The sequence below is a fragment of the Ruficoccus sp. ZRK36 genome, from assembly GCF_019603315.1.
Lineage (GTDB): Bacteria > Verrucomicrobiota > Verrucomicrobiia > Opitutales > Cerasicoccaceae > Ruficoccus.
Window position 1 is genome coordinate 550,707 of record NZ_CP080649.1, and the last position, 12,563, is coordinate 563,269.

The 12,563-nt window shown below is 61.0% G+C and carries 11 protein-coding genes; 6 read left to right on the forward strand and 5 right to left on the reverse strand.

The window, feature by feature from the left end; genetic code table 11:
- The first annotated feature begins 11 nt into the window (after positions 1–11).
- Positions 12–416 (forward strand): DUF2007 domain-containing protein, encoded by a 405-nt coding sequence (locus K0V07_RS02405; protein ID WP_220622938.1) that lies wholly within the window; start codon positions 12–14, stop codon positions 414–416.
- An 18-nt stretch (positions 417–434) separates the two neighbouring features.
- On the opposite strand, the gene K0V07_RS02410 is transcribed toward K0V07_RS02405, so the two are convergent.
- Complete coding sequence (locus K0V07_RS02410) at positions 435–1,430, reverse strand: GNAT family N-acetyltransferase (protein ID WP_220622939.1); 996 nt, start codon at positions 1,428–1,430, stop codon at positions 435–437.
- Between the two features lie 294 nt (positions 1,431–1,724).
- Here K0V07_RS02410 and K0V07_RS02415 point away from each other — a divergent pair, with 294 nt between their 5' ends.
- Entirely contained in the window at positions 1,725–2,381 is a 657-nt protein-coding gene (locus K0V07_RS02415) for a PspA/IM30 family protein (protein WP_220622940.1), read from the forward strand.
- A gap of 34 nt (positions 2,382–2,415) precedes the next feature.
- Positions 2,416–3,882, forward strand: a complete 1,467-nt coding sequence (locus K0V07_RS02420; RefSeq protein ID WP_220622941.1) for a hypothetical protein — start codon at positions 2,416–2,418, stop codon at positions 3,880–3,882.
- An 88-nt stretch (positions 3,883–3,970) separates the two neighbouring features.
- Here K0V07_RS02420 and K0V07_RS02425 read toward each other — a convergent pair whose 3' ends face one another.
- Positions 3,971–5,677 (reverse strand): NADPH-dependent assimilatory sulfite reductase hemoprotein subunit, encoded by a 1,707-nt coding sequence (locus K0V07_RS02425; RefSeq protein WP_220622942.1) that lies wholly within the window; start codon positions 5,675–5,677, stop codon positions 3,971–3,973.
- 158 nt (positions 5,678–5,835) lie between these two features.
- On the opposite strand from K0V07_RS02425, the gene cdd reads away from it, so the two are divergent.
- Complete coding sequence (gene cdd / locus K0V07_RS02430; RefSeq protein WP_255568087.1) at positions 5,836–6,606, forward strand: cytidine deaminase; 771 nt, start codon at positions 5,836–5,838, stop codon at positions 6,604–6,606.
- 269 nt (positions 6,607–6,875) lie between these two features.
- Here cdd and K0V07_RS02435 read toward each other — a convergent pair whose 3' ends face one another.
- Both K0V07_RS02435 and K0V07_RS02440 read right to left on the reverse strand, forming a co-directional pair.
- Entirely contained in the window at positions 6,876–8,027 is a 1,152-nt protein-coding gene (locus tag K0V07_RS02435; RefSeq protein WP_220622944.1) for a class I SAM-dependent rRNA methyltransferase, read from the reverse strand.
- A 130-nt stretch (positions 8,028–8,157) separates the two neighbouring features.
- Complete coding sequence (locus tag K0V07_RS02440) at positions 8,158–9,273, reverse strand: LptF/LptG family permease (RefSeq protein ID WP_220622945.1); 1,116 nt, start codon at positions 9,271–9,273, stop codon at positions 8,158–8,160.
- A 95-nt stretch (positions 9,274–9,368) separates the two neighbouring features.
- Between K0V07_RS02440 and K0V07_RS02445 the strand changes: the two genes are divergently transcribed.
- Together K0V07_RS02445 and K0V07_RS02450 are read left to right on the forward strand one after the other, a co-directional pair.
- On the forward strand, positions 9,369–11,135 hold the full coding sequence (locus K0V07_RS02445) for a sodium:calcium symporter (protein ID WP_220622946.1): 1,767 nt from the start codon (positions 9,369–9,371) through the stop codon (positions 11,133–11,135).
- Positions 11,132–11,311, forward strand: a complete 180-nt coding sequence (locus tag K0V07_RS02450) for a hypothetical protein (protein ID WP_220624111.1) — start codon at positions 11,132–11,134, stop codon at positions 11,309–11,311. Before K0V07_RS02445 ends, K0V07_RS02450 begins: the two co-directional genes overlap by 4 nt.
- Before the next feature lie 55 nt (positions 11,312–11,366).
- Here the strand turns inward: K0V07_RS02450 and tsaD are convergent, their stop codons facing one another.
- Positions 11,367–12,344: a tRNA (adenosine(37)-N6)-threonylcarbamoyltransferase complex transferase subunit TsaD gene (tsaD, locus tag K0V07_RS02455; protein ID WP_255568088.1), complete on the reverse strand. Its 978-nt coding sequence runs from the start codon at positions 12,342–12,344 to the stop codon at positions 11,367–11,369.
- Positions 12,345–12,563: the final 219 nt, after the last annotated feature.

Genomic DNA, 12,563 nt, shown 5'->3' on the forward strand with positions numbered 1-12,563 from the left:
TACGGCAACGCATGAAAGTGGTCGCCACCTACTCAAAGCCAGAAGAGGCTTATCTGACCGCCTCGCTTTTAGAGGCCAGTGGCATCGAGGTTGCCATCTGGGACGACAACACGGTCGCCCTCTACTGGCTCTACTCCAACGCTATCGGAGGCGTAAAAGTAGCCGTCTGCGAAGAGGATTATGAGCAGGCACGAGAGATCCTGGACCTGCCGCCTCTCGACCCTGGCATCCTGAAGTGTCCCCACTGCGGCTCCGCCCGCGTACACGTGCGGGAGCTGGGTCTACTTACCGCGATCCTGATATTCATAACCGGGCCGCTGCTGCCCATACGCTCACGTAAGGCGGACTGCCTGGACTGCAAGAAATCGTTTGAGCTGAAAGCAGCGGACGGTCAAATAAAGGGCGACCAGCCCTGACAATCAGACCGGCACGACTCAATACGCCCGGACCATGAGCAGGGTGATCAGCTTGAGTTTGTGCTCAGCCCAGCGGGCCTTGTAGTCGATATCCATCCCGAGATCGTATGTCTCAAGCCCCTCCTCGGCGCAGTGGCGGATCAGCTCCCACTGACAGAGATTACCCGGGGCAAGATCGCCATGCTCCCGGTGGTAGCTCATCTGCAGCCCTCGAAAGACACCGCCCAAAGCGGCTCCGAATGCATAGCCGATGTCTACACCCTCCCGACGGGCAAAGGCGACACGCAGTCGCCCGGAGGCACAGCTGCGCGCGATCAGCTCCTCGTAAAAGGCACGAGTGTTGTCCGTCTGGAAAATACTCTCGCCCGCCTGCCATTTCCAGGAGCTCTGCTCGGTTGCCAGCAATCGCTTAAATAAGGCGGCAGGGTCGGGCGCGTCGCGCACAAGTTCGAAGCTGACATCGTGCTCGTTTGCCAGCCGTACGGAGCGGCGCAGCCCCGCCCGAAACTTACCACTGCGGCGCGACAGGAAGCCATCGGCCCCACCCTCCAGGCTAGCCTGCAGGCAATCCGTACCCGGCAGCGCGTGCACGCGCCAGCGGCCACCGTATCCACGTCGCAAATACAGATGCAGATCGCTGTCCCATGGGATGCCACCGAGCAGCGCCATCTGGGGCGGTGGCGTTTTATCCTCCAGAAAATCCTCCAGCAGATCCACACTCGCCCGTGCATCCGGACCGATCAGCGAGGAGCTAAAGCACCACAGCGCGTCCAGCGGCTGAAGCGTATCCATGACCTGCATGAGCGGCCCCTCCGCCAGCGCAAGCCAACTGTCTCCCTCACGGCGCACATGCAGCCGACGCTCCCCACATAGGTGACGATGGGCTGGCAGCACCCAGTCTGAGCAACTGCAGTAGCGGGCAACAGCCGGCGTCACCGCCACAGCAGCATTGTATTCATCACCCAATACGGGCTCCGAACCGGCCGACTCTCCTGCTGAATGCACCGCCTTCATCACTTAATGCTATTCAAGTTCCATGCCAGAGCATCGGCAACCCGAAGTTGCTCCCCTTGCACACAGCACAAGAACCAATAGCCGTACATTAAACGAACACAACCATACATTAAAGGACGCCATCTGCACACATATTCCCCAAGCAACAATCGGCAATAAAATATTTAATCCATTATCAGTAAGAATCTTACAAAACACAAACACACCCACAGTCCCTTTCTGGCATGGCTCAAGTTATAGAGGATGCGTCCGCATCAAGCGGGCATTTATAAATCCTCAACGACTGAAAACATCATGAGCACATTCTGGAAACGCTGGAAAATCACGATCGGGAGCGGCTTCGAGTCGCTGATCTCACGTGTGGAAAACCACGAGGCACTCGTCACCGAGGCCATCCGTGAGGCCCAGGCTGCCTCGGCCAAGGCCAAGGTCAAACTCTCCCACGTCCACCGGGACGGCGAGCGGCTACGCGCCCGCATCGAAGCCCTCACCACCGACGCCGAAAACTGGGAGCGACGCGCTCAGGCCCAGGCCGACGACAACCGGGAGCGCGCCCTGGAGTGCCTGCGCCGCCGCAACATCGCCCGCCGCGAGCTTGAGCACCTGAGCACGGAACTCGCACGACATGAGCAGACCGAGCGCTCCCTAAGCACTGACATCGGCAAGCTTGAAGAGCACATGGCCGGCCTGCGCCGTCGTAAAAACGAGTTGGCGGCCCGCGACTTTCGGGCTCGTGCCCTGAGCGCATCCGCCCCCGAAGAAGGCACCCTGCTATGCGGCATCGACGACATCTTCGAGCGCTGGGAGCTCAAGCTGGCCGAGACCGAGACATTCTGCGAACCGACTCCGGTAGACACCTTTGCAGACAGTTTTACCGCTGAGGAGGAAAAGGCCGGGCTGGAGGCCGAGCTGGACGAGCTGACCCGGCCTGACAGCAGCGCCCGCAGCTGAGCCCCTCGCGTCACTAACTCTAAATTAACTTCCGATGAACACTTCTGATTCCACCAACAGCCTCCCGCCCAAACACGTTCCCCGTCCGCTGGGCACACCGCCCCCGCTGCCGCCCGCACCTCCTGCGGCGGCCGGCACGAAAAAAACATACCTGCACAGCGAGCCCGACCAGCCGCTGGCAAGCCATTCCTCCACCGACGATGCTCCTGCCGAGCGCCGATCATGGACAGAGCTTTACCCGCGTATCCTGCGCTGGACCGGTGCGCTGCTGCTGGCTATTGCGGCCCTGAGCTTTCTGGTCAGCGGATGGGTCAACGGCTCGCCGCTCCTGCGCACCGGCAGCTTCCTCGGGTTCACGGCGCTTCTCAGCGGGGCGGGTATTTTCTGCACCTACCGCTGGCGTGAGGACAAAGGAGCCCGCACGTTTCTGGCGCTGGCCACGGCGTTTTTGCCCGCGAACTTCGCCCAGCTGGGTGCGCTCATCTACGCGCAGATGCATGGAAGTATGGCCTACCGCGTGGGCCTGAAAAAGGTCTTCACCTTCGAGCCGGTCGGGCTCACGCCCCTGCTGGCTACCATCGGCATCAGCCTGATCGTCCTGATCCCTCTCGCCTACACGGGCTTTAGCGCGCTGGCCCGCAACGGTGCTAAAAAGATGACCGCACTCTTTCTGGTCGGTAACGCGCTGCTGCTGCTCCCCTGGCGCGATGGCGACCTCGTGGCCGGACTGGCCGCGCTGCTGGTGACGGGGCTCATCGTGGCCGACCGTGTGTGGTTCTCACGCGGGGCATCATTAAAAACCTGGGACGGCGTAGCCATGCGCAGCCTGCTCTTTGCTCCAGTGGGGCTGCTCGTCATCCGCAACCTGTGCATGCACCCGATGAGCGAAGGGCTTATGTGCTTCATCCTCACTGCTGGCGCACTGCTGCTCTTCAGCGGACTGCCGCGCTGCCTGCCGCTGTCCGGCCTGCGTATCGCGAGCCAGTCTTTCTCCTATCCGCTCATGCTGGGGGCATGGATCGTCGCTGTGGACGCCTGTCTGCCCCTTCATCATCTGTCCGACACCATCATACTGCCTGTGCTCCTGCTGCCGTGGTGCCTCGGGCTATTTGGGCTGTCCTTCAAGTCCGAGGGTAAAGGCATCGCTCTGCGTGGCATCGCCTCGATCCTGATGCTCATGACCTGCCTGTTGAACATCTCCGTCCTCGGCGAGGACGGCTACCTCCCTAGCATTATCGGCCTGCTAACTGCGCTCGCGCTCCTGCTGGTGGCCTTCGTACTGGAAGAGCGCACCGTGCTGCTGGCCGGGGCCGCGACCCTCATCTTCACAGTCGGATACCACCTGCACCTGGCCTTCAGCTTCGTGCAGCAGAACCTCTGGATCTCCCTCGCCGTGGCCGGGACCAGCATCATTCTCGCCTCGTCCTACCTTGAGCGCAATGGCGGCGGCCTGCGGCAGCGTGCCCAGCGCGTGCGCCACCGGCTCAAGAGCTGGCACTGAGGCGGTCATCGGAAGTCCACATAAACAAACCGGCGGTCCCAAAGGGGCCGCCGGTTTTTCTGTAGAAGAGTGGTCAGGCTCGGTCTGCTTAGTTAGCAGCCCACCAGTCAGTCTTGGAGACCTTGACCGGCTTGACGTAATCCTGACGGATGGTGAAGTCACCGAAGTGCTCGCCCTCTTCACGGTGCTTGGCATAGCTCTCGATGATGGGCTTGAGGACAGAGACGATCTCGCCCTCCTTCACGTTTTCCTTATAAAGCTTGTTCAGGCGTGAGCCGTCAAAACCAGCCCCGAGGTACAGGTTGTACTTACCGGGGGAACGGCCAACCAGACCGATCTCGCCCAGATAGGGGCGGGCACAGCCGTTGGGGCAGCCCGTCATGCGGATGACAATCTCGTCCTGCCCCAGACCGGCCTCTTCGACGACAGTCTCAAGCTCGCCGATCAGGTCCGGCAGGTAGCGCTCGCTCTCAGCCAGGGCGAGGCCACAGGTGGGCAGCGCGACGCAGGCCATAGAGTTCAGGCGGATGCCGGGACGATCGAAGCACTTATCGAGCTTGTACTCGGCCAGGATCTTTTCGATCTGCGGGCGCTTGTCGGCACTGATGGCACCGATGACGAGGTTCTGGTTAGCGGTCAGGCGGAAGTCCCCGTCATGGATCTTGGCAATCTCGCGCAGGGCCGTCTTCATCTTCAGCTCACGGTCGTCACGGACGCGGCCGTTCTGGACAAAGAGGGTGAGGTTAGACGTGCCATTGATACCCTCGACCCAGCCGTAGCGGTCGCCGGTACGCTCAAAGGTGTAGGGGCGCGCCTCGCCAAGCTTGATCCCGGAGCGGGACTCGACCTCGCCGCGGAACCAGTCCAGCCCGCGATCATCGAGGGTGTACTTGAGGCGGGCATGCTTGCGGTCGGAGCGATCACCGAAGTCGCGCTGCGTGGTGACGATGGACTCGGCCACCTTGAGCACATCCTCGGGCTTCACAAAGCCGAGCAGCTCACCCAGACGCGGGTAGGTGGCCTTGTTGTTATGGGTCATGCCCATGCCGCCACCGACGGTGAAGTTAAAGCCGACGAGCTTGCCGTCCTCGATAATCGCGATCAGGCCGAGGTCATGCGCGAAAAGGTCCACGTCGTTGCTCGGGGGGACAGCGATGACGATCTTGAACTTACGCGGCAGGTAGGTCTTGCCGTAGATGGGCTCCTCGTCGGGCTCGCTGGAAATGGTCTTTTCCCCGTCGAGCCAGATCTCGTGGTAGGCACTGGTCTTCGGAGTCAGGTGATCGCTAAGCTCTTGGGCGACTTTGAGAACCTCGGCGTGTACCTCGGACTGCTCGGGGTTCGGGTTGCACATGACGTTACGGTTAACGTCACCGCAAGCGGCAATGGTGTCCAGGAGCACATCGTTGATCGCGCGGATGGAGCGCTTGAGGTTGCTCTTGATGATGCCGTGAAACTGGAAAGCCTGACGCGTGGTGAGCTTGAGCGTGTGGTTCGCGTAGTCGTCGCTGAGCTTGTCCATGGCCAGCCACTGGGTCGGCGTGCAGACGCCGCCGGGGACGCGCACACGGACCATGAACGAGTAGGCGCGCTCGAGCTTTTTGTTGCGGCGCTCGCTGCGTACATCGCGGTCATCCTGCATGTAGATGCCGTGGAACTTCGTCAGCTGGGTATCCGCCTCGGAAATGGCGCCCGTGGATGTGTCGGCCAGCCCTTCGAGGATCGTCCCCCGCAGGAAATTACTGTCCTCTTTGAGGCCTTCGTTTTTGGAAAGTTTTTTCTCAGTTGCGCTCATCTTGGTGCAATCTTTGGTTTGTTGGGTAACTTACTTATATTCGATCTCTTTTCATGGCAAGATTATTTCGCGCTTTTCGCGGGGCGTGCGATCCGTTAGAGGCTAAAAGCAGCAAAACTATGCCGAAAGAAGAGGGACAGCATCACGATTTTGCGCGTTTGAATCAAGCGAAAGCGTTCGCGCACGTCCCGATATCAGGGTATCAGGTAGGGGCGGTGCTTATCACCGCACGGGGGCGAGTTTTCCTCGGTGCGAACCTGGAGTTCCCCGGCCAACCGCTGTCCACGGCCGTCCATGCCGAGCAGGCAGCTCTGGCCGCCGCCCTCATGGCGGGTGAGCAGAGCTTTGCCCGGCTGGATGTCTCCGCCCCACCCTGCGGGCACTGCCGGCAGTTCCTGAGGGAGTTCGACCGGGGCGGGCTTGGGATCCGCATTCTGGCCGCCGAAACCGCTCCCGCAACCAGCACGTTGGACCATCTTCTCCCGCAAGCCTTTGGGGGAGAGTACTTTTCGTCCGGGTTAAATGCATCGGAAGCTCGACTCCCCGAACTGCCCGACAAGGAATGGGCGGCGGCCGCACGCGAAGCCCTCGCCCGCTCTCATGCGCCCTACTCCGGTAACCGTGCCGTCGCCGTCCTGGCCGGGGGAAAGCGGCTTTTTATAACCGGGGCCAGTCTCGAAAACGCGGCCTTTAACCCCAGCTTGGGCCCCATGCAGTGCGCACTCTCCCAATGGCGGATGGCCGGACACGATTTTAAGCACATCGAAGCCGCCTGGCTCGTACAGAGCGATACCCGTCGCGTTGACTGGGAGCTCCAGTCCCGTGAATTACTGGCTAGCGTGGGAGTTCCCGGGACTACGCGCCCCGGACCCGCGGCAGCCGAAGGCTGCACTTTCGATGCTGCGCATCGTGTCCTGCGATTGCGGTAAGGAACTGCGTTCCTTACCGCAATCGCAGGAGCAGAGCATCAAAACCGAAGTGCCTCATTTTGTTTGTGAGTGCGTCAAAAAGAAATCCGAGTGATCACAGGTCCAAGACACTTTCTTGGTTGCACCCCAGTTTAGATGTTGGTTCCTCGGCGTTTGTTGAAAGCAGAGCAGCTGCTTTCAACAAACGCCGACGCGATGCGCAGCATCGAAAGTGCAGGCTCTGCCTGCTGCGGGGCTTGGGGGCGCAGAGCCCCCAACACCAGGCTCGTTTAACGCAGCTGGAGGATGGCGCCCTTGAGGTAGTGGCTCTCGGGCATGGTCAGCAATACGGGGTGGTCGGCGGGTTGGCCCGTCTCCTCCAACACCGCAAAATCCCGGCGAGCATCACCGGCAGCCTCAGCCAGCACCGACATAAACTGCGCCGGAGCCACATTCTGCGAGCACGAGTAAGTCGCTAATATACCGCCCGGGGAGAGCATCCGCATCGCACGGAGGTTCAGCTCCTTATACCCCCGCAAGGCGCCATGCAGCGATTTCTTGCTGCGGGCAAAAGACGGCGGGTCGAGCACGATGAGATCGAAGGTCTCGTTGCGGTTGGCGGTGAACCAGTCGAACATGTTCATGACGCCGAAGTCCACCGTCAGGCGGTTCTTGCCTGCGTTGAGTTGCGCGGTTTTGACGCACTCCTCGGAGATATCGACCGCCAGCACCGATGAGGCGCCAGCCTTGGCGCAATGCAGGGCGAATCCGCCCTGATGGCAGAATCCGTCCAGTACGCGACGCCCCTTGGCCAGCTCAGCCACACGCTGATGCTGCACCCGCTGGTCCAGGTAAAAGCCGGTCTTGTGGCCGCTCTGTAAATCGACAAAGAACTCGATCCCGTCCAGCTCCAGCCATTCGGCACCGGCACGCTCACCACTGAGGGTGGTGACGGAGTTCTCCAGCCCCTCCAGCTTGCGGCTGGGGGCGTCGTTGCGGAAGACGATTTCGTCAGGGGCGAGCAGGCTCTGCAGGCAGTTGGATATCAGCGGCAGGGCGTTATCCATACCGGCCGTCAGGGCCTGGACGACCAACACCTTACCGAACTGGTCCACGACCAGACCGGGTAAGCCATCAGCCTCGGCCCACACCAGCCGTCTCGCCGTATCAGGCGCACGACGGGAGATAGCGACCTCCAGTGCCTTCATCAGAAACGCCTCGTCAAAGGCATCCTTGTCGCGGCTGTAGCGACGCCAGGCGATCTGGGAGCGACCATTGTAGAGCCCCATCCCCATGAAACGCCCGCGGGCGTCACGCAGTTCGACGGCCTCGCCGTTATGCTCGGCAGGCAGGAGGCGAGTCAACTCGCCCGCAAAGACCCAGGGGTGCCCGCGAAGGACCCGCGGGGACGGACCCGGTTTGAGTTTTAATGTCGCGCTCATAATGGTGGGCAGGGCTAAACGGGAAGGTTAAAGGCGATATATCACCCTATGACGAGTTAATTCACCAGCAGGCGGGAGGGTGGCACCTCTGGGCGACATAGGAGGATACTTGGCGTGAGGAAAAGTGCTCCTAGACGACCTTGCGGAAAAGGTAAACAGACAGGCCCAGCATGAGTACGAGCGGCAGCCAGGCCGAAATCAACAGCGGCAACAGGCTTTGCTCCCCCAGCATGCGGCAGACACTGGAGACCACATAGTAGAGGGCAAAGAGGCCGACCGACTTGGAGACGCCGACGACCGGATTCGTCCGCACCCCGGCCACGGCAAAGGGGATGGCGATCCCCACCACGACCAGACAACGGAAGGGGCTGGCCAGAATGTTCATGAGGCGGATCTCGTAAGACTTCATCCGTGGGTTCGTCTCGACCGGGATTTTGTCCAGAATCATCTGCAGCTCAAAGAAAGACAAATCCTGCGGCTTCTTGCTCAAGGTCTTCATCAGGACCGGGTCTTCGGTAAACTCAGGGAAGACCTGCTCTTCGAAGGCCTTGGAGAAGTAGACATCCCCGCTGGCCGGATCGACCTTTTGCACGCGCCCGTCGATAAAGACCCAGTTATTGTCCACATCGTCGAAATAGCCTTCGCGGGCCGTCACGCGGCCTGTTTCGCGGCCATAGGCATCGTGCTGGTAGACGTTGATCCCGAAGCCCTCGTAGGAGTACTCGCTGAAATTGTTCATGAACCACATGCGCCCCTCGGCCTGATTGTCGAAGCAAAGCAGCGGCAGATAACCGATGTAGCGCCGGTCCGTGTCCTTCTCCTCCTGGGCGGCGAAGTTGAGGTTGTCCTTGAGGACACGGCTCTGCTCGACCGACCACGGGACCAGCCGGGCATTCAGGTACAGCAGCAGGGCCGAGAGAATTGCCCCGGCGACCCAGAGGCTGCGGGTGATGCGCCAGAGGTTCATCCCGGCTGCACGCATGGCCACGACCTCGCTGTTGCGGTGGAGATTTCCCAGCGAGAAGAGCAGCGAGATCAGCAGCGAGATCGGAATGATCGTAGGCAGGAAGCTCGGCGTATACAGGCTGAAATACTTGATGACCTCCCAGGTCGTCGCCCCCCAGTCGATGAAGTCCGGCAAGTCGTCGTACAGGCGCTCAAGCAGCAGCAGCCCCAGTGTGGCCGCCATGGCCAGCACGAAGATCTTCAGCCACTCGGAAAAGACGTATCGGTCTAGCAAGCTCATGGATACACTCGAAACGCACACCCTGCCCAGCGAACGGCTCCAAGTCGATTTTTTTCTGGCTCCGTGGCACGGAAGCTGTTGTATGCAAAGCACCCATGGCAAAACCCGGCTCCAATGAAGGATGGAACTCGCGGCTCGGCGTCATCCTCGCGGTGGCCGGCAGTGCGGTCGGTCTTGGCAACTTTCTGCGTTTTCCCGGTCAGGCAGCCCAGCACGGTGGCGGCGCCTTTATGGTGGCCTACGTGATCTCGTTTCTGATCATCGGCCTGCCCATCTGCTGGGCAGAGTGGACGATGGGCCGACGAGGGGGCCAGCTGGGGTTCAACTCCAGTCCCGGCATCTTTAACGCTATCTGGCACAACCCGGCAGCCAAGTATGTGGGCCTGATCGGCGTGCTCATCCCGGTCATCATCTACATGTACTACGTCAATATCGAGGCGTGGTGTCTGGGCTATGCCACCAATTTCCTCGCCGGGAACCTCGACTTCGAGTCGGCCAAGGAGTCCACCGGCTGGTGGGCCAGCTTCATCGGTGTAAGTAAGGATGGTGCCGCCCTGAAGGAATTTGGCCTACAAGGTGTAGGCCCGTATCTGCTGGCAGCCTTCATCTGTAATTTTGTCCTTATCTACAGGGGTATCTCGGGAGGGATCGAGCTATTCTGCAAGGTCGCTGTCCCCACCCTCGTCGTCCTCGCCATCATCGTGCTGATCCGGGTCCTGACGCTGGGCGCCCCCGTCCCCAGTGAGCCAGCCGAGAACGTAAACAACGGCCTCGGCTTCCTCTGGAACCCGACCAAAACCTTTTTTATCGAGCATGACCCGGCCACCGGTGAGCAGATCCACAAACGCGAAGTCGTGGACAAGGGGCTCATCGCCGAGTTTAAAGCGCAGGCTGCGGCAGATCCTGCCCGCTACACCGTGGAGGCAGTCAGCATCTGGGCCCAGCTCGCCCATGCGCAGCTCTGGCTGGCGGCAGCCGGGCAGATATTTTTTTCCCTCTCCGTCGGCTTCGGAGTCATCATCACCTACTCCAGCTACATGAGAAAGGACGACGACGTGGTCCTCAGCGGGCTGGCTGCCACCAGCGCGAACGAGTTCTGCGAGGTGGCACTGGGGGGGCTCATCACCGTGCCCGCGGCGGTGGCCTTCATCGGGGTAGCCGGGCTGGCCGGGGTCGGGCTGGGGACCTTTGACCTAGGCTTCAAGGTGCTGCCACTGGTTTTCTCAGAAATGCCGTTCGGTAATCTCTTCGGCTTCCTGTGGTTCTTCCTGCTCTTCCTGGCAGCTATGACCAGCTCGATTTCCATGCTCCAGCCGGGGATCGCCTTTATCGAGGAGGCCCTGAAGACCGACCGCAAGCGCTCGACCGCGATTCTGGGCTTCATCACGGCAATTGGCAGCGGCTTTGTGGTCTATTTCAGCGAAGGCATCAAGGCGCTCGATACGCTCGACTTCTGGGTCGGCACGTTTCTCATCTTCGTGCTGGCCACTATTCAGATCCTCATCTTCGGCTGGGTCATCGGCGTGCGACGCGGCCGCGAGGAGGCCCATGTGGGCGCTGCCATCCGCATCCCGGGCATTTACGTGCCGATTATGAAAGTGATCTGCCCGCTGTTCCTGATCGTGATTTTCGTCCTGTGGGTGCTGACCAGCGTTTTCGGGATCAACCGTGTGTTCGGGATTAATCTGACCGGCGACGGCGAGTCCCACCTCAGCGGCTACGTAACGGATCTCTTCGTCGATCCCAACCCGGTGGCCTGGATGAGTGTCGCTCTCGTGGCGATTCTTGCTGGGGCGTTCGCCCTGATCATTTCGACCGTACAGCGCTACAAGGATGTCCATAAACAGGAGGCTGACTCATGACCCCATCTGGCTGGATAGTAATGATTCTCTCGGTCGGCGCGGTGTGCTGCCTGTTCGCCTGGTGCATGTGGAAAGTCATGAGCACCCCCAATGAGACCGAGCACATGAAGGGCATTCAGGACCACACTCCTGACGAGCAAGAGCACGAGACGCACACCAAGGAGATCGGAGCCTGACCTTGGGGGCTCTGCGCCCCCAAACCCTGCAGCAGGTACAGGACGCTGTCCTGCCTCACTCCTCGCCGGTGAGCGTCAGCGCGGGATGAAAGCTCAGCCGCTCGGCGGGCAGGCAGCCCTCAGGATCAACCCAAGCCGCAAAGGCGATCATGGCCGCATTGTCGCCCGTGTGCTTTTTCAGCGCAGGTAATAGCGGGAGGCGCTCCTTGTCGGCCAGCTCAGCCATCGCTTCACGCAGGGGGCCGTTGTTGGCTACCCCACCGGACAGCCCAAGGCTGGCGTAGTCCCCCGCCCGCAGCACATGGCGGGTCTTGCGGACCAGTTGGAGCACCACTGCACGCTGGTAGGACGCGCATAAGTCGGCAAAGTCGCGCTCCAATTCGGCGTCGTCCATCTTTTCCAGCCGGTAGCGCAGCGAGGTCTTCAGGCCCGAAAAGCTGAAACGCCAGTCACTCGCCTCCGGGATACCGGCCGGGAACTCAAAGCGCCTGGCATCGCCCGCGGCGGCAGCCTTTTCCAAAAGGGGCCCGCCGGGATAGTCCATCCCGAGCAGCTTGGCCCCCTTGTCCAATGCCTCACCGGCAGCATCATCCACCGTCTGCGCGAGGATCTCGATCTTCAGATCGGAGCCGATACGGAAGAGGAGGGAGTTCCCCCCAGAGGCCAGCAACCCGAGGTGCGGGAGACAGGCCGCAAGCCGTTCACGGAAAGCCGCCGGGTCCTCCGCATGCAGCGGGATAAAGGGTGAAAACGCGTGCCCGCGCAGGTGGTTCACCCCGACCAGTGGCACATCAAGCGCGAGAGCGAGAGACTTGGCCAATGAGATACCGATCGCCAGACAACCAGCCAGGCCGGGCCCACACGTAACCGCGATTTGCTCCACAGACGCAAAATCCCCGTGCCCCGAAGCCTCCTCCAGCAACCAGCCGAAGTTACCCAAGTGTTCGCGGCTGGCCAGATCCGGCACCACCCCGCCATAGCGACGGTGCAGAGCGACCTGACTGTGGACCCACTCGCCCGTCAAACCCGCCACCGGATTAAACAGCGCCAGTGCCGACTCATCACACGAACTTTCCACTCCCAGCCACATATGCAGACACCTAGGGATTTCACGCCAGCAGCCCAGAGACAAGCCAAACCTGCACGCCACCACGGACGGGACTGTAATCCCGCGACTTGTCCGGAAAAAACCGGCGTATCCCGGCAAAAAGATGGCCTTGGCGGGGCGGGGCATCCAGATTGGCACTACGTA

Coding starts and splice junctions, on each gene's coding strand:
- K0V07_RS02435 (WP_220622944.1), bottom strand. CDS start 8,027: ATGAGCGCGACATTAAAACTCAAACCGGGTCCGTCCCCGCGGGTCCTT.
- K0V07_RS02415 (WP_220622940.1), top strand. CDS start 1,725: ATGAGCACATTCTGGAAACGCTGGAAAATCACGATCGGGAGCGGCTTC.
- K0V07_RS02425 (WP_220622942.1), bottom strand. CDS start 5,677: ATGAGCGCAACTGAGAAAAAACTTTCCAAAAACGAAGGCCTCAAAGAG.
- K0V07_RS02440 (WP_220622945.1), bottom strand. CDS start 9,273: ATGAGCTTGCTAGACCGATACGTCTTTTCCGAGTGGCTGAAGATCTTC.
- K0V07_RS02420 (WP_220622941.1), top strand. CDS start 2,416: ATGAACACTTCTGATTCCACCAACAGCCTCCCGCCCAAACACGTTCCC.
- K0V07_RS02410 (WP_220622939.1), bottom strand. CDS start 1,430: ATGAAGGCGGTGCATTCAGCAGGAGAGTCGGCCGGTTCGGAGCCCGTA.
- K0V07_RS02450 (WP_220624111.1), top strand. CDS start 11,132: ATGACCCCATCTGGCTGGATAGTAATGATTCTCTCGGTCGGCGCGGTG.
- K0V07_RS02405 (WP_220622938.1), top strand. CDS start 12: ATGAAAGTGGTCGCCACCTACTCAAAGCCAGAAGAGGCTTATCTGACC.
- K0V07_RS02445 (WP_220622946.1), top strand. CDS start 9,369: ATGGCAAAACCCGGCTCCAATGAAGGATGGAACTCGCGGCTCGGCGTC.